The organism is Streptomyces sp. NPDC007025 (assembly GCF_042869455.1).
Lineage (GTDB): Bacteria > Actinomycetota > Actinomycetes > Streptomycetales > Streptomycetaceae > Streptomyces.
Window position 1 is genome coordinate 69249 of sequence record NZ_JBIAFT010000006.1, and the last position, 21880, is coordinate 91128.

General features: G+C 72.3%; 17 protein-coding genes. 9 read left to right on the forward strand and 8 right to left on the reverse strand.

What is annotated here, in order from left to right; genetic code table 11:
- Window positions 1–99 precede the first annotated feature (99 nt).
- Window positions 100–1800, forward strand: a complete 1701-nt coding sequence (locus ACFYMO_RS13535; RefSeq protein WP_388546278.1) for a methylmalonyl-CoA mutase — start codon at window positions 100–102, stop codon at window positions 1798–1800.
- 34 nt (window positions 1801–1834) lie between these two features.
- Here ACFYMO_RS13535 and ACFYMO_RS13540 read toward each other — a convergent pair whose 3' ends face one another.
- Complete coding sequence (locus ACFYMO_RS13540) at window positions 1835–2329, reverse strand: cupin domain-containing protein (RefSeq protein WP_366772891.1); 495 nt, start codon at window positions 2327–2329, stop codon at window positions 1835–1837.
- Between the two features lie 151 nt (window positions 2330–2480).
- Window positions 2481–3176, reverse strand: coding sequence for a TetR/AcrR family transcriptional regulator (locus ACFYMO_RS13545; RefSeq protein WP_366772890.1), 696 nt, complete (start codon window positions 3174–3176; stop codon window positions 2481–2483).
- A 201-nt stretch (window positions 3177–3377) separates the two neighbouring features.
- Here ACFYMO_RS13545 and ACFYMO_RS13550 point away from each other — a divergent pair, with 201 nt between their 5' ends.
- The 4 genes from ACFYMO_RS13550 to ACFYMO_RS13565 all read left to right on the forward strand — a co-directional run bounded on the left by ACFYMO_RS13550 (window position 3378) and on the right by ACFYMO_RS13565 (window position 7820).
- Window positions 3378–4340: a tetratricopeptide repeat protein gene (locus ACFYMO_RS13550; protein ID WP_366772889.1), complete on the forward strand. Its 963-nt coding sequence runs from the start codon at window positions 3378–3380 to the stop codon at window positions 4338–4340.
- A 694-nt stretch (window positions 4341–5034) separates the two neighbouring features.
- Window positions 5035–5652, forward strand: a complete 618-nt coding sequence (locus ACFYMO_RS13555) for a DUF6230 family protein (protein WP_026004312.1) — start codon at window positions 5035–5037, stop codon at window positions 5650–5652.
- A gap of 115 nt (window positions 5653–5767) precedes the next feature.
- On the forward strand, window positions 5768–6361 hold the full coding sequence (locus ACFYMO_RS13560; protein WP_366772888.1) for a DUF6114 domain-containing protein: 594 nt from the start codon (window positions 5768–5770) through the stop codon (window positions 6359–6361).
- A complete protein-coding gene (locus tag ACFYMO_RS13565) occupies window positions 6330–7820 on the forward strand; it encodes a hypothetical protein (protein ID WP_366772887.1) in 1491 nt (496 codons plus the stop codon). Before ACFYMO_RS13560 ends, ACFYMO_RS13565 begins: the two co-directional genes overlap by 32 nt.
- 130 nt (window positions 7821–7950) lie before the next feature.
- On the opposite strand, the gene pyk is transcribed toward ACFYMO_RS13565, so the two are convergent.
- From pyk to pta, 3 genes are read right to left on the reverse strand one after another with little or no spacing between them, the layout of a single operon-like run.
- Window positions 7951–9372: a pyruvate kinase gene (pyk, locus tag ACFYMO_RS13570; RefSeq protein WP_366772886.1), complete on the reverse strand. Its 1422-nt coding sequence runs from the start codon at window positions 9370–9372 to the stop codon at window positions 7951–7953.
- Between the two features lie 22 nt (window positions 9373–9394).
- Window positions 9395–10651, reverse strand: coding sequence for an acetate kinase (locus ACFYMO_RS13575; protein ID WP_366772885.1), 1257 nt, complete (start codon window positions 10649–10651; stop codon window positions 9395–9397).
- 44 nt (window positions 10652–10695) lie between these two features.
- The gene (pta, locus tag ACFYMO_RS13580) at window positions 10696–12840 is read right to left on the reverse strand and encodes a phosphate acetyltransferase (RefSeq protein WP_388546284.1); all 2145 of its coding nucleotides are present in this window, start codon (window positions 12838–12840) and stop codon (window positions 10696–10698) included.
- Between the two features lie 327 nt (window positions 12841–13167).
- On the opposite strand from pta, the gene ACFYMO_RS13585 reads away from it, so the two are divergent.
- On the forward strand, window positions 13168–14193 hold the full coding sequence (locus ACFYMO_RS13585) for an ATP-dependent 6-phosphofructokinase (protein WP_019354671.1): 1026 nt from the start codon (window positions 13168–13170) through the stop codon (window positions 14191–14193).
- A 165-nt stretch (window positions 14194–14358) separates the two neighbouring features.
- Here ACFYMO_RS13585 and ACFYMO_RS13590 read toward each other — a convergent pair whose 3' ends face one another.
- Window positions 14359–15687 carry an MFS transporter gene (locus ACFYMO_RS13590; RefSeq protein WP_366772883.1) on the reverse strand — a complete coding sequence of 443 codons (1329 nt, stop codon included), beginning with the start codon at window positions 15685–15687 and terminating at the stop codon, window positions 14359–14361.
- Between the two features lie 188 nt (window positions 15688–15875).
- On the opposite strand from ACFYMO_RS13590, the gene ACFYMO_RS13595 reads away from it, so the two are divergent.
- Window positions 15876–16787, forward strand: a complete 912-nt coding sequence (locus tag ACFYMO_RS13595; protein ID WP_366772957.1) for a LysR family transcriptional regulator — start codon at window positions 15876–15878, stop codon at window positions 16785–16787.
- A 262-nt stretch (window positions 16788–17049) separates the two neighbouring features.
- Window positions 17050–17676: an Hsp20/alpha crystallin family protein gene (locus ACFYMO_RS13600; protein ID WP_366772882.1), complete on the forward strand. Its 627-nt coding sequence runs from the start codon at window positions 17050–17052 to the stop codon at window positions 17674–17676.
- A gap of 170 nt (window positions 17677–17846) precedes the next feature.
- Here the strand turns inward: ACFYMO_RS13600 and ACFYMO_RS13605 are convergent, their stop codons facing one another.
- Both ACFYMO_RS13605 and ACFYMO_RS13610 read right to left on the reverse strand, forming a co-directional pair.
- Window positions 17847–18566, reverse strand: coding sequence for a response regulator (locus ACFYMO_RS13605; protein WP_019354675.1), 720 nt, complete (start codon window positions 18564–18566; stop codon window positions 17847–17849).
- The gene (locus ACFYMO_RS13610; RefSeq protein WP_366772880.1) at window positions 18563–20257 is read right to left on the reverse strand and encodes a sensor histidine kinase; all 1695 of its coding nucleotides are present in this window, start codon (window positions 20255–20257) and stop codon (window positions 18563–18565) included. Before ACFYMO_RS13610 ends, ACFYMO_RS13605 begins: the two co-directional genes overlap by 4 nt.
- A 174-nt stretch (window positions 20258–20431) precedes the next feature.
- Between ACFYMO_RS13610 and ACFYMO_RS13615 the strand changes: the two genes are divergently transcribed.
- Window positions 20432–21859 (forward strand): cation:dicarboxylate symporter family transporter, encoded by a 1428-nt coding sequence (locus ACFYMO_RS13615; RefSeq protein ID WP_388546289.1) that lies wholly within the window; start codon window positions 20432–20434, stop codon window positions 21857–21859.
- The last annotated feature ends 21 nt before the right edge of the window (window positions 21860–21880 follow it).

The following is a 21880-nucleotide window of genomic DNA, read 5'->3' on the forward strand; positions in this document are numbered from 1 at the left end:
CGGGCCCCGACGGTTCCGGCCCTCCGGTCGGGGTCGGGTGGGCCACACCCGGCGCTTTGTCATCGACATTTACTTGGACGTCCTAGTAAATTCGGTGGTATGGAAGCTGACGCCATCGCACAAGGCCGCCGCCGCTGGCAGGAGCGCTACGACTCCGCGCGCAAGCGGGACGCCGATTTCACCACGCTCAGCGGCGACCCCGTGGAGCCGGCCTACGGGCCCCGGGACGGCGACACCGTCGCGGGCTTCGAGCGCATCGGGTGGCCGGGTGAGTTCCCCTTCACCCGCGGCCTCTACCCGACCGGCTACCGGGGCCGGACCTGGACCATCCGGCAGTTCGCCGGGTTCGGCAACGCCGAGCAGACCAATGAGCGCTACAAGATGATCCTCGAGGCCGGCGGCGGCGGACTCTCCGTCGCCTTCGACATGCCCACGCTCATGGGACGGGACTCGGACGACCCGCGCTCGCTGGGCGAGGTCGGCCACTGCGGTGTCGCCATCGACTCCGCCGCCGACATGGAGGTCCTCTTCCGGGACATCCCGCTGGGGGAGGTCACCACCTCCATGACGATCTCCGGTCCCGCCGTCCCCGTCTTCTGCATGTACCTGGTCGCCGCCGAACGGCAGGGCGTCGACCCGGCCGTCCTCAACGGCACCCTGCAGACCGACATCTTCAAGGAGTACATCGCGCAGAAGGAGTGGCTCTTCCAGCCGGAGCCCCATCTGCGGCTCATCGGCGACCTGATGGAGCACTGCGCGGCGGGCATCCCCGCCTACAAGCCGCTGTCGGTCTCCGGCTACCACATCCGCGAGGCCGGGGCGACCGCTGCGCAGGAGCTCGCCTACACGCTGGCCGACGGTTTCGGCTACGTCGAACTGGGGCTCAGCCGCGGCCTGGACGTCAACACCTTCGCGCCCGGACTCTCCTTCTTCTTCGACGCCCACCTCGACTTCTTCGAGGAGATCGCCAAGTTCCGTGCGGCGCGCCGCATCTGGGCCCGCTGGATGCGCGACGTGTACGGCGCCACCAGCGAGAAGGCGCAGTGGCTGCGTTTCCACACGCAGACCGCGGGCGTCTCGCTGACCGCCCAGCAGCCCTACAACAACGTGGTCCGCACCGCCGTGGAGGCGCTCTCCGCGATTCTGGGCGGCACCAACTCGCTGCACACCAACGCGCTGGACGAGACCCTCGCGCTCCCCAGCGAGCAGGCCGCCGAGATCGCGCTGCGCACCCAGCAGGTGCTGATGGAGGAGACCGGCGTCACCAACGTCGCCGACCCGCTGGGCGGTTCCTGGTACATCGAGGACCTGACGGACCGCATCGAGGCCGACGCCGAGAAGATCTTCGAGCAGATCCGCGAGCGGGGACGGCGCGCCGTGCCCGACGGGCAGCACCCGATCGGCCCGATCACCTCCGGCATCCTGCGCGGCATCGAGGACGGCTGGTTCACCGGTGAGATCGCCGAGTCCGCCTTCCGCTACCAGCAGGCGCTGGAGAAGAACGACAAGAAGGTCGTCGGCGTCAACTGCCACCCCGGGTCGGTCACCGGCGACCTGGAGATCCTGCGGGTGAGCCACGAGGTGGAGCGCGAGCAGGTGGCGGCGCTCACCGACCGGCGCGCCGCGCGGGACGACGCCGCCGTGCGCGCCGCACTCAGCACGCTCGTGCAGGCCGCGCGGGGCGAGGGCAACATGATCGCGCCCATGCTGGAGGCGGTCCGGGCCGAGGCCACGCTCGGGGAGATCTGCGGAGCCCTGCGGGACGAGTGGGGCACCTACACCGAGCCGCCGGTCTTCTGAGCCCTGACCCGCCGGGCCCCGAGGGCCCGGCGGGTCAGGCCGGGTCCGCGGAGGTGGTGCGGTAGCGGCTGCGGAACTCCGCCAGCAGCGCGTCGGTCACCTCGGCGCCCGCGGCCACCGCCTCGTGCACGTCGCGGAAGTAGCCCTCGTAACCGGCGGGGGTGTAGAGGCACAGGGCGCGTGCCGTGCGGATGCCCGCGTTGCGGAAGCCGTGCGGGGTGCCGCGTACGGCCGCCAGCAGGGCGCCGGGTCCCGCGGTCACCTCCTCCTCACCGGTGTGGAGGGTCAGTTCGCCCTCGAGCACGTAGAAGTATTCGTCGTGTCCGTGGTGGACGTGCGGACGGGCGCCGACGATGCCCGGGGCCAGGGTGAACTCCTCGAAGGAGAAGCGCCCTTCGGTGTGCTCGGCCGTCAGCCGGAAGAAGTGCTCGACGCCGGCCACCTCGATCGTCTCTCCTTCCTGAGGGCCGCGGAGCAGCGGGGCGAGCGGCGAGGAGGGGAGGGGCTGTGGTGCTTCCTGTGCGGTCACCGCCGCATTCTGACAGGGCGCGGCAGCCGCTCACCGGGGATTTCCCGGGACCGGACCCGGCGGCGGGAGCGGGGCCCGGCAGCCCACGCCTGCGAGGCGCTGTGCAGCGGCGCCGGCAGTCCGCGGCGGGCTGCTCCCGGGTGCCGGCCGGCTACCCGTGGCTGCCACCGGGCGGCTCCGTCCCGTCGGGCGCTGCCGCGCCGCCGGCGTCCGGCGGGGGCGAGACCGCGCCCAGGCCCTCCAGCAGCAGGGTGGTGAACAGGCGGGCCCACGCCTCGTCCACCGGGCAGTCGCTCACCAGCGAGCGGTGCACCACAGCGCCCGCGATCACATCGAAGATCAGGTCGACGACACGTGCGGTCTCGGCGGAGTCGGCCGGGTCGGGAGGCAGCTCTCCACGCCGCTGCGCCCGCGAGCGGCCGTCCAGCACCAGCCGCTTCTGGCGGTCCACGATCGCCTCGCGGATGCGGGGCCGGAGTGCCTCGTCGGTGGTGGACTCGGCGAGCACGGCCATCAGCGCCGTCTTGGCCTCGGGGCGGCGCAGCAGGGCCGCGAAGGAGAGCACGACGCCTTCCACGTCGGCACGCAGGCAGCCCCGGTCGGGCAGCTGCAACTCGTCGAAGAGGACGGCGACCGCGTCGATCACCAGCTCGCTCTTGGCGGCCCAGCGCCGGTAGAGGGTGGTCTTGGCGACTCCGGCGCGCTGGGCGATCTCGCCCATCGTCAGCCTGCTCCAGCCGACCTCGACCAGCGCGGCGCGCGTGGCGGCGAGGATCGCCCGGTCGGCCGCGGCGCTGCGCGGACGGCCGCGGCGCTGGGCTGAGGGCAGGGGGTCGGGGACGGCCATGCGCAGACCCTACCGATCGGTACGGGCGGTGCAGAGTGAGGTGGATCACTGCGCGCCGGGGTGCTTGCGTCTTGCGGGGGCGCGGGGCGCACAAGTTACGCTACGACTCGTAGCGGAATGACTCCCGCGACGATCACGCGCCGGGTGGGGACCTGGCGACCACTGCACACGAGGCCGCCGCAAAGGGGGGAGACTGGACTCATGCAGCCACGCAACATGTCCATGAGCGGAGTCGTCGACCTCGCCGCGGTGAAGGCGGCCGGTGAGGCCAAGCAGAAGGCGGAGCAGGGGAGAGCCCGCGCCGCCGAGGGGAACGGGGCGCCGGGTCCGGCCGGCCTGGTGCTCGATGTCGGGGAGGCCGACTTCGAGGCGGAGGTGCTGGAGCGCTCCGCCGAGGTGCCGGTCGTCATCGACTTCTGGGCGGAGTGGTGCGAGCCGTGCAAGCAGCTCTCACCGCTCCTGGAGCGGCTCACCCAGGAGTACGCGGGCCGGCTGCTGCTGGCCAAGATCGACGTCGACCGGAACCAGATGCTGATGCAGCAGTTCGGCGTCCAGGGCATCCCGGCGGTCTTCGCCGTGGTGGCCGGGCAGGCGCTGCCGCTGTTCCAGGGGGCGGCCCCCGAACAGCAGATCCGCGCCACGCTGGACCAGCTCGTCCAGGTCGCCGAGCAGCGCTTCGGCATCACCGGCCTCCAGGGCGTCCCCCAGCAGGAGGAGGCCGCCGCCGAGCCGGCCGAGCCGCAGGTCCCGGAGGACCCGGTGCTGGCCGCCGCCCAGCAGGCGCTGGACTCGGGCGATCTGCCCGGTGCCGTCCAGGCGTACCGCAACAAGCTGGCGGACGAGCCGGCGAACGTGGAGGCCAAGGTCGGTCTGGCGATGGCCGAACTGCTCTCCCGGGTGCAGGACATGGATGCCCGGCAGGTGCGCAAGGACGCCGCCGACCGTCCGGACGACGTGGCCGCGCAGCTGCGGGTGGCCGATCTCGACATGGCCGGCGGCCATGTCGAGGACTCCTTCAGCCGGTTGGTGGACACGGTGCGACGAACGGCCGGTGAGGACCGGGACGCGGCGCGGGTGCGACTGCTGGAGCTGTTCGAGGTCATCGGCCCGGAGGATCCGCGCGTCGTGAGCGCGCGCGCCGCCCTCGCTCGGGCGCTGTTCTGACCTGCCCGTACCGACGGTCACACAGGCGTCGCCACTCATTGATTTAGCGACATCGGCGGCCGCGCTTTACCAAAACTTGGTAATCGCGGCCGCCTTTACGCGCTGTAGCGACATCTCGCGGAAACCTCCCGGCTTGCCCGGTTGAGGCGGTTCCGCGCCCACCCCCACCCGCAACCCTCCGTGGCCGAACGGTACCTTGCGACGGCTTCCGGGTTATCCAGCCGTTACTCGTAAGTAACGAACCCCCTTGTGCGTCGGGCTCAGATGCACCACGATCGGCCACGCTCGGTCCATCGCCCCGCAGCCCGGCATCCATTCGGCGCCGCGGTCGATGGTTCCCCACCGAGTGGACCGGCATCGCACCATTTGCACCACTTGCATCACCCAACATCCGTTTCACCCGCCGGTCCTCAGGACAGGGGGGTCCCTGCTCCACGGCAGGGCCTGTCCTTGCAAAGCAAGGTTGCGCGAGAGCGTGGCCCGTGGTTGTCGCTCGGGGGTGATCGTCAACAACTCGGACGTGACGTGCGTGAGGACGGCATGGACGACGTTGGCGCTCTCCGTTCCGAGGACGTAGCTCGTCTCCCTCCCCAGCCACGTGGCCGGGAGGTACCCCCACGGCAGGAGCGGCCCGCTGAGCACAGGCGGCACGGCTCTCCGAGCCGGAGATGTACGTCCGAGAAGGAGGAAAGTCATGGAGTCCCTGGCTCGTGGCGGGACCAGATGGAAGCGGTTCGCCGTAGTCATGGTGCCGAGCGTGGCCGCTACGGCAGCGATCGGCGTCGCCCTCTCGCAGGGTGCGCTGGCGGCGTCGTTCAGCGTCTCCGGCCAGCAGTTCAAGGTCACGGCGGATCAGCTGGACGGCAGCGGGTTCGTCCAGTACGGCGCGCTCGACAGCACGGAGAAGGGCAAGAAGCCCGTCGCCGTCGTCGGCATGAACTCGGCGAAGATACGCAATCTCTGCCAGTCGGTCGTCGTTCCGGTCCCGGTCTTCGGCGACGTCTCGATGAAGCTGAGCGCCGGCGGCGCAGGTGGCCCCAAGGTCGAGGCGAAGAAGCTCTACATCGACGCCGACGACCTGTACGCCAACGCCACGTTCAAGAACATCGACATCGGCGTCAGCACGGACAAGACCACCAAGGGTCCCGGTCCGCACAAGGGCGACGCCTACGCCAAGGGCTCCTTCGCCCAGCAGGCGGAGAGCGTCCGGTTCACCGACGTCAAGCAGCGCGCGTGGGCGACCACCGCCGGCACCTTCAAGCTCAGCGGTCTGCACATGAGCGTCAAGAAGGGCAAGTCCGAGTGCTACTGATGTGAGCCTCCCACGGGTGCGGAGGGCGAGGGCACCCGCTCCGACCGCACCTCCGCACCCGTAGGGTCCGCTCCACACCAGCAAGTTCTGTGCCAGTTCCGAGGAGCCCCGTACCATGAGCGCCGACACGCGACAGAGTCTGACGACCGGATTCGGCCACAAGAGGCAGTCCTTCCGGCACTGGCGCGGCCAGCGCCCGTTCTGGGGCGGGATGCTGACGCTGCTGGCGGGCATCCCGATCATGTACGTCCCCTACCAGAACCTCACCCTGGGGTCCTTGACCATCCGGATGTCGACCACCGCGGGCGCGGGGTCGCTGATCATCGGCGTGCTGCTGGTCGTCCTCGGACTGACCATGTGGTTCCAGCCCCAGTCGCGGGTGTTCGCAGGCGTGGCCGCGATCCTCCTCGCGCTGGTCTCCCTCGTCGTCTCCAACTTCGGCGCCTTCCTGATCGGTTTCCTGCTCGGACTGATCGGTGGAGCGCTGGGCGTCTCCTGGGTCCCGGGCAAGACCGCCGTGGCCGAGCCCGCCGCGCCGGCCGAACGGGCCGAGCGCAGCGAGCAGGCCGAGGGGGCCGGGCATCCCGCGGAGAATGCCGGTGCGGACGCCGGAACGGGGCCGGCGAGCGACAACACAGCAGTCTCTGGAGCGTCCCCCGCGGACGGGGTCGACGCGCATGACGGGAACGGGAGGCACCGTGCCGGGTGACGAGGTCCACGAAGGGGAGCGCGCGCGCCCGGGCGCCGCGTCGGGTGCCCGGGGAAGAGCCGGGCCCCGGCACGCCGCCCCCAGGAAGCCGTTGCTGACCCGGTTCCACCTGCCGGCCGGCAAGGCGGTGGCGCTGGCCGCGATGCCCTCGGCCGTCCTGCTGGGAGTCGGGATCACCCCGCAGCTCGCCAACGCCAAGCCGCTCCCCAAGAACCCCTTCAAGGGCGACTCCTGCGTCTCCATATCCGAGCAGCAGGAGACCGAGGAGGAGAAGGCCGAGCGCAAAGAGCGGGCCGAGAAGCTCAAGAAGGAGCTGGCCCGCAAGCAGGCCGAGCGGGAGAAGGAGGCCGAGGAAGCCGCCGGGAAGGCCGACGGCGAGAAGTCCGACGAGAAGGCCGGCGGCAAGCCCGGGGACGGCGCCTCCGGTAGCGGATCCGGCGGCGACAAGCCGTCCGGTTCCTCCGGTTCCTCCGGTTCCTCCGGGAAGACCACTTCCGAGGAGCCCGCCACCTCGCCCTCGCCGTCCGCGAAGTCCGAGGACAGCGCGCCGGACGACGAGGAGGAGAACCCCTGGTACGACCCGCTCGGGGTGGGCAAGACGCTCGACGACCTGCTCCACCCGGACAAGGGCGAGGACAAGGGCGAGCCCGCCGACGAGCCCGCCGACAGCCCCACGCCCAGCCCTTCGAAGGGCTCCGGGGACACCGGTGACGCCGATGACGAGGACACCTCCCCGTCCGGCGGTGGCGCGAAGTCCGGGCGCGGATCGGACGGCGACAACACCGCCGACCGGACCGGGAAGGCCGACGGGAGCGGTGCCGCGAGCGGCTCCGGCAAGGCCGACGACGGCAAGGCCGACGGAGGCAAGAACACCGGGGACGAGAAGGACGGCAAGGGCGACGAGTCGGGCGAGGACTCGGGGGTCGGCGCCGACGCGAAGGACGGCACCGCCCGCGACTACGACCCCGAGAAGGACGCCGGCAAGCCTTTCCCGTGCCCCGAGAAGATGGACGTCCAGGGCACCGGTGAGCAGACCCCGGCCCAGGTCCCCAACGACCCCTGGAACCTGGAGGCGTCCTCGCTGACGCTGATGGGCCTCGACTACGAGGGGGTCGTCAACATCACCATGCCGAACGGGAAGACCAAGCAGGCCCTCAAGTTCACCGCCGACGCGCTGGACATCGGCGATCTGCACCAGACGGTGCAGGCCGACGGGGTGACCTACCACGTGCAGGCGGCCGAGGGATCCAGGTCGACCATCCGCGGCGGCAAGGTGACCATGTACACCGAGGAGCTGAAGGGCAACCTGTTCGGGCTGATCCCGATCACCTTCAGCCCCGAGACGCCCCCGCCGATCAATGTGCCCTTCGCCTACTTCACCGACGTGTCGGTGCGGCAGGCGGGCCAGTTCGGCGGCACCCTGACGATTCCCGGACTGCACCAGTACGTCAGCAAGTAGGCCCCGGACGGCCGAGCCCCGCACGCGAAGTCCCGCACCCTGCCCGGGGTGCGGGACTTCGCGTCGGTCCGGCCGGGCGCCTGCGCATCCGGCGCCCGGGGGCGTCGGATGCGGGCATCCCGTCAGCGGATCAGGCGGTGCCCAGGTGGTGGACGCGGACCATGTTGGTGGTGCCGGGGACGCCGGGCGGGGAGCCCGCGGTGATCAGCATCGTGTCGCCGGTCTCGAACCGCTGCAGCCGCAGCAGTTCGGCGTCGACGAGCTCGACCATCTCGTCGGTGTGGTCGACGTGCTTGACCACGAACGTCTCCACACCCCAGCTCAGCGTCAGCTGGTTGGCGGTGGCCGCCTCCGTGGTGAAGGCGAGGATGGGCTGGCCGACCCGGTAGCGGGACAGCCGTCGGGCCGTGTCGCCGGACTTGGTGAAGGCCACCAGGGCCTTGCCGTCCAGGAAGTCGGCCATCTCGCACGCCGCGCGGGCGACCGAACCGCCCTGGGTGCGCGGCTTCTTGCCGGGCACCAGCGGCTGCAGCCCGCGGCCGAGCAGCTCCTCCTCGGCGGCCTGCACGATCTTCGACATGGTCTTGACTGTCTCGACGGGGTACTGGCCCACCGAGGACTCGGCCGAGAGCATCACCGCGTCGGCGCCGTCCAGCACCGCGTTGGCGACGTCGCTGGCCTCCGCGCGGGTGGGCCGGGAGTTGGTGATCATGGACTCCATCATCTGGGTCGCCACGATCACCGGCTTGGCGTTGCGGCGGCACAGCTCCACCAGCCGCTTCTGCACCATCGGGACCTGCTCCAGCGGGTACTCCACGGCCAGGTCGCCGCGCGCCACCATCACGCCGTCGAAGGCCAGCACGACCTCCTCCATGTTGGCGACCGCCTGCGGCTTCTCGACCTTGGCGATCACCGGGACCCGGCGGCCCACCTCGTCCATCACGCGGTGCACGTCGCGCACGTCGGAGGCGTTGCGCACGAACGAGAGGGCGATCATGTCGGCGCCCATCCGGAGCGCGAACTTCAGGTCCTCGATGTCCTTCTCGCTGAGCGCCGGCACGTTCACCGCGGCGCCGGGGAGGTTGATCCCCTTGTGGTCGGAGATGACACCGCCCTCGATGACGATCGTGCGGACCCGGGGGCCCTCGACCTCGACGACCTGGAGCGCGACGTTCCCGTCGTTGATCAGCACCGGGTCGCCCTTGGAGACGTCGCCGGGCAGCCCCTTGTAGGTGGTGCCGCAGATGCTCTTGTCGCCCGCCACGTCCTCGGTCGTGATGGTGAACTCCTCGCCGCGGACCAGCTCGACGGGTCCCTCGGCGAAGGTCTCCAGCCGGATCTTGGGGCCCTGGAGGTCGGCGAGGACACCCACGGCGCGGCCGGTCTCCCCGGCGGCTTTGCGGGTGCGGTGGTACCGCTCCTCGTGCTCGGCGTGGGAGCCGTGGCTCATGTTGAACCGGGCCACGTTCATACCCGCCTCGATCAGCGTCTTCAGCTGTTCGTAGGAGTCGACGGCGGGGCCCAGGGTGCAGACGATTTTGGAACGGCGCATGGTGGCGATCCTATCGTTTTGTTTAGGTACTGAACGATTCGGGGGCGGTGCCCCCGGGCGACGGGGCCGTCCGGCTCGGGGCGACCAGCGCGTAGGTCTGCTCTGCGATCTCCAGTTCCTCGTCGGTCGGTACCACGGCCACGGCCACTCTCGCGTACGCGGGTGAGATCAGCCGCGCCTCCTTCTCCCGCGCCGCGTTCAGCTCGCCGTCCACGGCCAGCCCCAGCTCCGCCAGCCCCGCCACGGCGGCCTCACGCACCGGTGCGGCGTTCTCGCCGACGCCCGCGGTGAAGACCACGGCGTCGACCCTGCCCAGCACGGCGTAGTAGGCGCCGATGTACTTCTTCAGCCGGTGGATGTAGATGTCGAAGGCCAGCGCCGCGGCCCGGTCACCCGCCTCGATCCGGCGGCGGATCTCCCGCATGTCGTTGTCGCCGCACAGCCCCAGCAGGCCGCTGCGCTTGTTCAGCAGCTCGTCCACCGCGTCCGCGTCCATTCCGGCCACCCGCTTGAGGTGGAAGACCACTGCCGGGTCGATGTCCCCCGACCGGGTTCCCATCACCAGCCCCTCCAAGGGGGTCAGTCCCATGGAGGTGTCCTCGCACCGCCCGCCGCGCACGGCGGAGGCCGATGCGCCGTTGCCCAGGTGCAGCACGATCAGGTTCACCTCGCCCGGGTCCTTGCCCAGCAGCTCGGCGGCCCTGCGCGACACATAGGCGTGCGAGGTGCCGTGGAAGCCGTAGCGGCGCACCCGGTGCGCGTCGGCGGTCTCCGTGTCGATGGCGTAGCGGGCCGCGTGCTCCGGCATCGTGGAGTGGAACGCGGTGTCGAAGACGGCGACCTGCGGCAGATCGGGGCGCAGCCGCTGCGCGGTGCGGATGCCGGTGAGGTTCGCCGGATTGTGCAGCGGCGCCACCGGGACCAGCCGCTCGATCTCCTGGAGCACCGCGTCGTCCACCACCGTCGGCTCGGTCAGCCGCAGCCCGCCGTGCACCACCCGGTGGCCGATCGCGGCCAGCTCGGGGGAGTCCAGGCCGAGCCCGTCGGTGGCCAGCTCCTCGGCGACGGCTTTCAGCGCCGCTCCGTGATCGGCCAGCCTCCCCGCGCGGGTGCGCCGCTCGCCCCCGGCGGCGAGCGGCTGGTGGGTGACGGCCGAGGTCTCCTCGCCGATCCGCTCGGCGAGGCCCGCGGCCAGCCGGCTGCGGTCCGCCATGTCGATCAGCTGGTACTTCACCGACGACGAGCCGGAGTTGAGGACGAGGATCCGGGTGGGGCTCACGGCAGGGTGCTCTCTGTGCGGGTACGGGGGGACGGGTGCGACGCTCAGCCGCCGGAGCCGTGCGGGAACGCGTCCTGCGCCTGGACCGCGGTGATCGCGACCGTGTTGACGATGTCCTGCACCAGCGCGCCGCGGCTCAGGTCGTTGACCGGCTTGCGCAGCCCCTGGAGCACGGGGCCCACGGCGATGGCCCCGGCCGAGCGCTGCACGGCCTTGTAGGTGTTGTTGCCGGTGTTCAGATCGGGGAAGACCAGCACGGTCGCCTGCCCCGCCACCGCGGAGCCGGGCAGCTTGGTGGCGGCCACCGAGGGCTCCACGGCCGCGTCGTACTGGATCGGCCCCTCCGTGAGGAGGTCCGGGCGGCGCTCGCGGACCAGTTCGGTGGCCCGCCGCACCTTGTCCACGTCGGCGCCCGAGCCGGAGGTGCCCGTCGAGTACGAGAGCATCGCGACTCGCGGCTCCACCCCGAACCGGGCCGCGGTGGTCGCCGACTGGATGGCGATGTCGGCGAGCTGCTCGGCGCCCGGGTCCGGCACCACGGCGCAGTCCCCGTAGACCAGCACCCGGTCGGCCAGGCACATGAAGAACACCGAGGAGACGATCGAGGCGTCCGGCCGGGTGCGGATGATCTCGAAGGCCGGGCGGACCGTCGCCGCCGTCGAGTGCACGGCACCGGAGACCATGCCGTCGGCCAGCCCCTCGTTGACCATGAGCGTGCCGAAGTAGGACGCGTCGGAGACCACGTCGTGGGCCAGCTCGTAGGTGACGCCCTTGTGCGCGCGCAGCGCCGCGTACACCTCGGCGAAGCGCTCCCGCAGCGGGGAGGTCTGCGGATCGACGATGCGCGCGGTGGCGCCACCCGGGCCTGCGACCGGGTCCGCGGGGACCTCGTCGCCGGCCGGCAGATCGAGGCCGATGCTCAGCTCGGCGGCGCGCTTGCGGATCACCGCCGGGTCGCCCAGCAGCGTCAGGTCACAGATGTTGCGCCGCAGCAGCACCTCGGCCGCACGCAGCACCCGCTCCTCGGTGCCCTCCGGCAGCACGATGTGCCGCCGTGCCGCGCGTGAGCGCTCCACCAGCTCGTGCTCGAACATCATCGGCGTGACCCGCTCGCTGCGCTCCACCGAGAGCTGCGCAGAGAGCTGGGCGGCGTCCACATGGGTCTCGAACAGCCCCAGCGCGATCTCGGCCTTCCGCGGGGTGGCGGCGGTCAGCTTGCCCTCCAGGGACAGCAGCGCGTCGGCGGTCGGCATCGACCCCTCCGGGACCACCAGCACCGGCGTGCCGGGCGCCAGCCGCGCGGCCAGCGCCAGGGTCTGGTCGTCGGGGCGCTCGTCCAGCGTGAGCAGCACACCGGCGATGGCCGGGGAGCCGGCGGAGTGCGCGGCCAGCGCCCCGATGAGCAGGTCCGAGCGGTCGCCGGGCGTGACCACCAGGCAGCCCTCGGTGAGCGCGGGCAGGAAGACGGGCAGGTGGGCGCCGCCGAAGACCAGGTTGCGGACGTCGCGGGAGAGTCCGGCGTGGTCGCCGAGCAGGACCTTCGCCGCCGTCGCCTCCTTGACCTGGGCCACCGTGGGTGCGGCCAGCGCGGGCTCCTCCGGCAGCACGAAGACCGGCTCGGGCAGCCGCTCGGCCAGTCCGCGCACGGCTGCCGCACCCTCGGGGTCGGCCACCCGGTTGGCGACCATGGCGATCAGGTCGGCGCCCAGTGAGGCGTAGGCGTCGTGCGCGTTGCGCACCTCGGCGACCACGGCCTCGGGCGACTGGTCGCGGGCGGCGACGACCGGCAGCACGGCGGCCCCGAACTCGTTCGCGAGCCGCGCGTTGAGCGCGAGTTCGGCGGGCAGTCCGGTGTCGGCGAAGTCGGTGCCGAGCACGAGGACGGCCTCGTAGGCGTCGGAGACCTGGTGGTAGCGGTCCACCAGGCGGGAGATCAGCTCGTCCGTGCCCTGCTCGGCCTGGAGCGCCGCCGCCTCCTCGTACCGCATGCCGAAGACCGAGGAGGCGGGCTGGGTGAGCCGGTAGCGGCTGCGCAGCAGGTCGTAGAGCTCGTCGGGCTCGTCGTGCACCAGAGGCCGGAACACCCCGACGCGGTCCACCTGGCGGGTCAGGAGCTCCATGACTCCCAGCTCGACCACCTGGCGGCCGTCGCTGCGGCCGATGCCGGTCACGTACACGCTGCGCGCCACGCGCTGTCTCCTCCGGTCGCGGTCGGGAGCGCCTCGGGGATCTCTTGAGCAGTTCCGCCTGGAAAGCACCCGTAAGGGTAGGGCTATACCCTTGACACTACCTGTGCCTCTGGTGAGCACGCGCGCCAGGAGGGGGGCCGGTGCGGCTCCGCCGGAGGGTGCCCGCAGCGGTCCGGATGCTGAGCGGGGCCCCTTCCCTCGCCTTCAAGACGTGAAACAATCGCACCGGCTCAGGGACCAGCGGCACCCCCGGACAGTGAGGTCCGACCGTGCCCCAAGCGGCCTGCCTCCCCGGCGGGCATCTACGGAGCAGGAGAAGCGAACCCCATGCGTATCGGAGTGCTCACCGCGGGCGGAGACTGCCCCGGTCTCAACGCCGTGATCCGATCCGTCGTGCACCGCGCCGTACACGACCGCGGCGACGAGGTCATCGGATTCGAGGACGGATTCAAGGGCCTGCTGGAGGGCCGCCACCGGCCCCTGGACATAAACTCCGTCAGCGGCATCCTCGCCCGCGGCGGCACCATCCTCGGCTCGGCCCGGCTGGAGCGGGACCGGCTGCGGGAGGCGTGCAACAACTCCGAGGAGCTGATCGACCGGCTCGGCCTGGACGCGCTGATCCCGATCGGCGGCGAGGGCACCCTGACCGCCGCGCGGATGCTCGCCGAGATCGGGCTGCCGGTCGTCGGCGTCCCCAAGACCATCGACAACGACATCTCCGCCACCGACCGCACCTTCGGCTTCGACACCGCCGTCGGTGTCGCCACCGAGGCCATGGACCGCCTCAAGACCACCGCCGAGTCCCATCAGCGGGTGATGGTCGTGGAGGTCATGGGCCGGCACGCGGGCTGGATCGCGCTGGAGGCGGGCATGGCGGCGGGCGCGCACGCCATCTGCATCCCCGAGCGCAACTTCGAGGTCGACGACCTGGCCAAGATGGTCGAGGAGCGGTTCGCGCGGGACAAGAAGTTCGCCATCGTCTGCGTCGCCGAGGGCGCGCACCCGGCCGAGGGCTCCATGCCGTACGAGAAGGGCGTGATCGACCAGTACGGTCACGAGCGCTTCACCGGCATCGGCAACCGGCTCGCGGTCGAGCTGGAGCACCGGCTCGGCAAGGAGGCACGGCCCGTCATCCTCGGCCACATCCAGCGTGGCGGCACCCCCACGGCCTACGACCGGGTGCTCGCCACCCGCTTCGGCTGGCACGCCGTCGAGGCGGCGCACCGCGGAGAGTTCGGCCGGATGACAGCCCTGCGCGGCACCCGGATCGTGATGGCCCCGCTCGCCGACGCGGTCTCCGAGCTCAAGCGGGTTCCGCAGGACCGCATGGACGAGACCGAAGCGGTCTTCTGAGCCGTCGCGCGCCGCGTTCCCGCGCGGCGCGAGTGCCCGGGCCGGCGCGGAGCCTCGCCGAGTCCGGCAGCCCGCCGCCGGAGCCGGGAGGCTCGACCGGGCTCGTACCGCTGCTCGAACCGCCCGGTCCCCCGACACCCCCGCACGGCCGGTGTCGGCGCCAGGTCACCGGCCGTGCGGCTCCCCGGACGGTTCCGCGGCCCCGGTGTGCGCTGCGCTGGGCGCGGTCCGCACCGCCGCCCGGCTCCCCCCGGCCTCCGGGCGCGGGCCGACCGCCACCCGTTGCCGGCCGGCCGGGGCCCGCACGAAGGCCAGCACCACCGCCGCGCAGCCGGCCAGCGCGGCGCCCACCAGCAGCACCGTGCGCAGCGGTGCGGCGTCCACCACGCGGCCGCCGACGAAGGCGCCCAGCGCGATGGCGGCGTTGAAGACGGAGGCGAACAGGGCACCCGCCGCCTCGCGTTCGAGCGGCGCCGCGGCCAGCACCCAGCTCTGGCTGCTCACCGAGACCCCGCCGTAGGCCAGCCCCCACAGCAGCAGCGCCGCGACGGCCGCTCCGGTGGCCGGGCCCGCCGCGGCCAGCAGCAGGGTCGTCACCGCGATGCCCCCTGCCAGCGTCAGCAGCGTGCTCCTGGGCCGCCGGGCCGCGCGGGCGCCCGCCACGAAGTTCCCGGCGACGCCCGCCGCACCGTACGCCAGCAGCAGCACCCCGACCAGTGCGGGCGCGACGCCGGAGAGCTGCTCCAGCACCGGCCGTACATAGGTGTAGGCGGCGAAGTGCCCGGTCACCAGCAGGGCGAGGAAGACGAATCCGGTGCGCAGCCGGGCATTCCGCAGCAGCCGCGGCAGTGTGCCGGGGCGTACCGGGCGGTCGGCGGGCAGCGCGGGCAGCAGCAGCGCGAGGGCCGGCGCCACCCCGGCCGACAGCCCCGCCGCCGCGCCGAACGCGGCCCGCCAGCCGACCGCTTCGCCCAGCATGGTGCCCGCGGGCACCGCCAGCACACTGGCCAGACCGATGCCGCCGAAGACGGCTGCCAGCGCCGTGCTCAGCGAGCGCTGCGGCACCAGCCGTACCGGCAGGGTGGCCGCCAGCGCCCATACGCCGCCGAGCGCGACACCCACCAGGACGCGGGCGAACAGCAGCACGGCGAGGGAGGGCGCCGCCGCCGAGAGGGTGTTGGCGGCGGCCAGCAGCAGCGCCAGCGCCGCCAGCACGGTACGGCGGTCGAGCCGGCCCGCGGCGGGTGGGACGAGGGGCGCGGCGAGGGCCGCGACGACGCCGGTGAGGGAGACGGTCAGCCCCGCCGAGCCCTCCGAGACAGCGAGGCTCCCGCTGACCGGGGTGAGCAGCCCGACGGGCAGCATCTCGGACGCGGTGACCGCGAAGGTGACGGACGTGAGCGAGGCGACGCCGAGCCACGCCCGCAGCGGCGTGCGCTCTCTTCCGCCGGGGTCGTGTCCTGGGGGATCCGTGCAGGTGGGGGTCTCAGTCATGGTTCAAGACTTCGCGCCCGGCCGCCCGGGAACAACGGCGGACTTCTCATCCTTCCATGAGCGGGGCTCATCGCTCCTCCCCGAGCGGGGCGGAGGGCTCGTCGACACGGCGGCGGGCGGGCGCGCGGAGCGGAGTGCGGGAGGCGGAGTTGGACAGCGGTGGCGGTACCCGGATCCGGTCGCTGGAGATGCGGGAGCTGGAGTGCTTTCTCGTCCTCGCCGAGGAACTCCACTTCGGGCGCGCCGGGGAGCGGCTGTATGTGTCGCAGAGCAGGGTCAGCCAACTGCTGCGCGCGCTGGAGAACCGGATCGGGGCGCGGCTGGTGGAGCGCACCAGCCGCCGGGTGGCGCTGACGGAGCTCGGTTCCCGGTTCCTCGAACGGCTGCGGCCCGCCTACGGATTGCTGGGAGAAGCCGTGGACGAGGCACGTGCCGCGGCCCGGAGCGTGACCGGGCGGCTGCGGCTGGGGTTCCTGGGCAGCGCCGACCATCGCACCACGGCGGCCCTCGGCCTCTTCCACGCCCGCCATCCCCAGGTGGAGACCGTCGTCGTGGAGATCACCATGGCGGATCCGTTCGGACCGCTGCGGCGCGGTGAGGTGGACGCCGCCGTGGTGCTGCTGCCGGTCGCGGAGTCCGGTCTGGTGGTGGGGCCCGGATTCGGGGCACAGCCGTGGACACTCGCCGTCTCCTCCGGCCACCCTTTCGCCGCCCGGTCCGCGCTGAGTGCCGACGATCTCGTGGACTGCCGGCTCATCGCCGCCGCGCCGCCCGCCCCCGGCTACTGGCGCGACCATCAGGCCCCGCCGTGCACACCGGGCGGTCGCCCCATCGCCCGGGGCCCGGCGGTGACCACTCTCCAGGAGGGGCTGGCCAACGCCGCCGCGGGGCGCGGGGGCCTGCTGCTGTGCCGCCCCACGGCCGAGACACACGCCCGTGCGGACCTCGTCTTCGTACCGGTCGACGGACTGCCGCTGTCGGAGCTGGCCGTGGTGACGCAGGGCGGCCACGGCAGCGTGTTGCAGCGGGCGTTCGTGCGGGCCGTGGTCGACTCCGCCGGTACGGTCCCCCCGGCTTCGGCGGTGCCGGGGCCCTGCTGAGGATCGCGGCCGCCCGCCGCCGGGGGCACGCGACCGGAAGCGGATGTCCAACTTCACCCAATCGCAACCTTCTTCCCGCGGCGCCCGCCATCCCCGCTGCGACCTGCGGTCTCGCCGTCGGGACCGGGACCCGGCGAACTGGACCACGGACGGGAACACTTGGATATTCCGGGGCGCGTGTGCTCCGGGTTGAGGATGCGAGTACCGTGCTGTCACCCGTCGTGCGTGCATCTCGTACGACGGTCCTACCGGAAGGAAAACGATGACAGCACTGCGCCTCAGATGGCAGCGGTCGGTCGCCATCGCGGCGACCGGTGCCGCGGCGTTCGTCGGTACCGCGATAGCGGCCGCCCCCGCCCAGGCACACACCCCTTCATGGTCGGTGACCTGCGACTCGGTCTCGATCGACCTGAAGATGTACGCGCCCAAGGACAACAAGGTCACCGTCAAGGCCGGTGGCGAGACGCTGATCAGCGAGACCTTCGGCCGCAGCTTCCAGAAGAAGGTCGACCTGCCCGAGCACGGCGAGCCGCTGAAGGTCACCGCTCAGGTCGTGGCCTCGGACGGCGACCGGTTCTCGTGGGGCCCGGAGACCAAGACGTCCCCGGTCTGCGACAAGCCGACGCCCACCCCGACGCCCAGCGAGTCGGAGTCCACCCCGCCCTCCTCTCCCAGCCCCTCGCAGAGCCCCAGCGAGAAGCCGGAGCCGAGCGCGCCCGAGTCCAGCTCCAGCGCCCCGGCGGAGAAGCCGCAGGGCGGCGGTGACGACCTTGCCGAGACGGGTTCCTCCAGCAACACCCCGATGATCGCAGGCATCGCGGCCGCCGTGGTCATCGCAGGCGGGGGCCTCGTCGCCTTCGCGCGCAAGCGCCGCTCCTCGCAGAGCTGATCCACCGGGGCTGTCCCCCGTGCAGCCCCGGACCGTTCGTTCGGACGGTTGACGGACAGCCCGCACCACCGCCCGGCGGCCCGCCTCGGCCGGCCGCCGGGCGGCACGGGCCCCGGCCCCCCGCCCCGCAGCGCGGCGTTCCGCCGACGGGACCCACACGGGGCGGGACCCTAGGGCCCGCCGGACGCCGGGCCCCCGCGCCACAGATAGTGGTGCTCGGGGCGCCCCACCTGCCCGTACCGCTGCCGCCGCTCCGCGGAGCCGGTGGTGACGAGGTGTTCGAGATAGCGGCGTGCGGTGATCCGGTTCACGCCGAGCGCCGCCGCCGCCTCACTCGCCGTCAGCCCCTCCCGGGCCGCCTCCCGCAGCCGGTCCGTCACCCGCGCCAGCGTCGGGGAGCTCAGCCCCTTCGGCAGCGCCGAGGCGGTGGGAGCGGCCCGCAGCACCGACAGCGTCCGGTCCACCTCGTCCTGACTGACCGCCTCGCCCCCGGCCTCGGCCGTGGCACGGAAGTCCGCGTAGCGCAGCAGCCGGTCGCTGAGCGTCCGGAACGTGAACGGCTTCAGCACATGCTGGACGACTCCGAGCGCGACCCCCTCCCGGATCATCGTCAGATCGCGGGCCGACGTCACGGCGAAGACGTCCTCCGAGTGCCCCGCCGCACGCAGGGCACGCAGCAGGTCCAGCCCGCTGCCGTCGGGCAGATACAGATCGAGCAGGATCAGATCGACGCCGCCGCCCCGGCCCGCTGCGTCCTCCAGGGCGCGGAGCGCCTCGGCCCGGGAGTGCGCCTTCCCGGCCACCTCGAAGCCCGGCACCCGGCTGACGTACAGGGCGTGCGCGTCAGCCGCCACGGGATCGTCCTCGACGACCAGGACACGGAGTGTCATCGCAGTACCTCCTGAGCTCCTGCCTCCCGCGGAAGCGGCAGCCGCACCTCGAACTCGGCGCCCGCGCCGGGGAGATCGCGGGCCTGTACCTCGCCCCCGTGCCGGCGTGCGGTCTGCCGCACCAGGGCCAGGCCGATGCCGCCGCCCCGGCCGGGTTTGGTGGACCAGTTCCGCTCGAAGAGCCGGTCCCCGGCCCCGGGCGGCAGGCCGGGTCCGGTGTCGGCCACGCGCAGCAGCAGGACGCCGGAGCGGTCGCACCGGACCGTGACCGTCACCCGCGGGCTGTCCGGGGCCCGCTCCTCACCGGCCGGGCCCGGCACCCGGCCGGCGGGCGGGGCCGCGACTGCCTCCACCGCGTTGTCGATCAGATTGCCCAGTACCGTCACCAGGTCCCGGCCCGGGATGCCCGGCACGTCCTCGGCGCCGGAGTCCGGCGCGAGGGTCAGCTCGACGCCGCGCTCCTTGGCCTGCGCGGCCTTGCCCAGCAGCAGCGCGGCCAGCACCGGCTCCCGCACCGCGCTCACCACCCGGTCGGTCAGCGCCTGCGCCAGCTCCAGTTCCTCGGTCGCGAAGCGCACGGCCTCCGTCACCCGGCCCAGTTCGATCAGGGAGACGACGGTGTGCAGCCGGTTCGCGGCCTCGTGGGCCTGTGAGCGCAGCGCCTCGGCGAAGCCGCGCACCGAGTCCAGCTCACCGGCCAGCGCCCGCAGCTCGGTGTGGTCGCGCAGGGTCACCACCGTGCCCCGGTGCTCCCCGCCGTCCACCGGCGCGGTGTTGACGACCACGACCCGCTCGCCGGTCAGATGGACCTCGTCCCGGCGCGGCTCCTCGGCCAGCAGTGCCTCGGTCAGCTCGGCGGGCAGCCCGAGGTCGGCGACGGTCCGGCCCACCAGGTCCCGGGGTCCGTCCCGGCCCAGCAGCAGGCGGGCACCGTCGTTGACGAGCGCGACCCGCCCCTCCCCGTCGAGCAGCAGCAGTCCCTCGCGCACCGCGTGCAGTGTCGCCTGGTGGTAGTCGTGCAGCCGGCTGAGTTCGACCGCGTTCATCCCGTGGGTGTGGCGGCGCAGCCGGGCGTTGGTCAGATACGTGCCGACGGCGCCCAGCCCCAGGGCCCCGCCCGCCACCGCGAGCACCGCGGTGAGCTGCTCGCCGACCTGCCTGCTGATGGTGTCGATGGTGATCCCGGCGCTGACCAGGCCGATGATCCGGCCCTCCCGCCCGCCGTGCCCGGCTTCCCGGACGGGAGTCACCACGCGTACCGACGGGCCCAGCGTGCCGGTGTAGGTCTCGTCGAAGGTGTGGCCCCGCAGCGCGGGCCCGATGTGGCCGACGAACTGCTCGCCGATCCGGTCGGGGTCGGGGTGCGTCCAGCGTTTGCCGTCCGGATCCATGATCGTCACAAAGCTGACGCCGGTGTCCCGGCGCACCTGCTCCGCGTAGGGCTGCAGACGCGCGCTGGGATCGGTGGAGCCGATGGCCGCCCGTACGGAGGGGGAATCGGCCACGGCCTGGGTCGTGGCCCGGGCGCGGTGCGTCGCCGCCTCCCTGGCCTGTGACTTTCCGGAAACGTACGCGAACACCGCGCATCCGGCGACCACCAGGGCGACCAGCACCACCTGCATGGCGAAGAGCTGTCCGGCCAGGCTGCGCGGGCGGGACCGCAGGGGGAAGCGGGGTCGGGGGACGCGCATCGTCTCAGTCTGCCGTGGCTTGTTTCGTGCACGTAATGCACGTAAGGGTGACGCACATCGCACCGTGTTGCATAGTCGCCGGGACTCAACACGATCGGAATTCGCAATCGAGCGTCCACCAGGGCGTTGTGGCGGAGACATCGTGACGTGACCCATGGACGAGGAGCCGCCGACGTGTCGAAGAAGACACCGCAGCAGGCCGCAGCGGGTGCTGCGCCGGACACCCCGCAGCAGCCGGGGCCCAAGCGGGACCGCACCCATTACCTGTACATCGCGGTGATCGGCGCCGTGGTGCTGGGCGTGGTGCTGGGACTGACGGCACCTGGTGTGGCCACCGAGCTGAAACCGCTCGGCACGGGGTTCGTCAATCTCATCAAGATGATGATCTCCCCGATCATCTTCTGCACGATCGTGCTCGGCATCGGCTCGGTCCGCAAGGCGGCCAAGGTCGGCGCGGTCGGCGGCCTGGCACTCGGCTACTTCCTGGTGATGTCGCTGGTCGCGCTGGCGATCGGGCTGGTCGTCGGCAACGTCCTGGAGCCGGGCCACGGGCTGCAGCTCACCGACGCGGCCCGGGACGCGGGCGCCTCGCAGGCCGAGGGCGGTGAGGGCCTGACCGACTTCCTGCTCGGCATGATCCCCACCACCATGGTCTCCGCCTTCACCGGTGGCGAGGTGCTGCAGACCCTGCTCATCGCGCTGCTGGTCGGCTTCGCGCTGCAGGCCATGGGCTCGGCGGGGGAGCCGGTGCTGCGCGGTATCGGGCACCTGCAGAAGGTCGTCTTCCGGGTGCTGGCGATGATCATGTGGGTGGCCCCGGTCGGCGCCTTCGGTGCGATGGCGGCAGTGGTCGGCGAGACGGGGGTGGACGCGCTGAAGTCCCTCGCCGTCATCATGATCGGCTTCTATCTGACCTGCTTCGTGTTCGTCTTCGCCGTGCTCGGGACGATCCTGCGGGTGTTCACCGGCGTGAACATCTTCAAGCTGCTGAAGTACCTGGGGCGGGAGTTCCTGCTGATCCTGTCCACCTCCTCGTCCGAGTCGGCACTGCCCCGGCTGATCGCGAAGATGGAGCACCTGGGCGTCAGCCGACCCGTCGTGGGCATCACCGTGCCCACCGGCTACTCCTTCAACCTCGACGGCACCATGATCTACCTGACCATGGCCTCGATCTTCGTCGCCGAGGCCATGGGCAACCCGCTCGGCATCGGCGAGCAGATCTCGCTGCTGATCTTCATGTTCGTCGCGTCCAAGGGCGCCGCCGGGGTCACCGGCGCCGGGCTGGCCACCCTGGCCGGCGGCCTCCAGTCGCACCGTCCCGAACTGGTGGACGGCGTCGGCCTGATCGTCGGCATCGACCGGTTCATGAGCGAGGCCCGCGCGCTGACCAACTTCGCCGGGAACGCCGTGGCCACCGTGCTGGTCGGCACCTGGACCAAGGAGATCGACCGGGAGCGCGTCGGCGAGGTGCTGCGCGGTGCGCTGCCCTTCGACGAGCGGACCCTGGAGGCCGCCCACGAGCCCGCCCCGGACCGGCCGGAGGAGAGCGCGGCCGAGCAGGTCCCGCCGCAGGAGCGCGCCGCCGCGGCCACCAAGAGCTGATCCGGACGCCGCCCGGCTCCG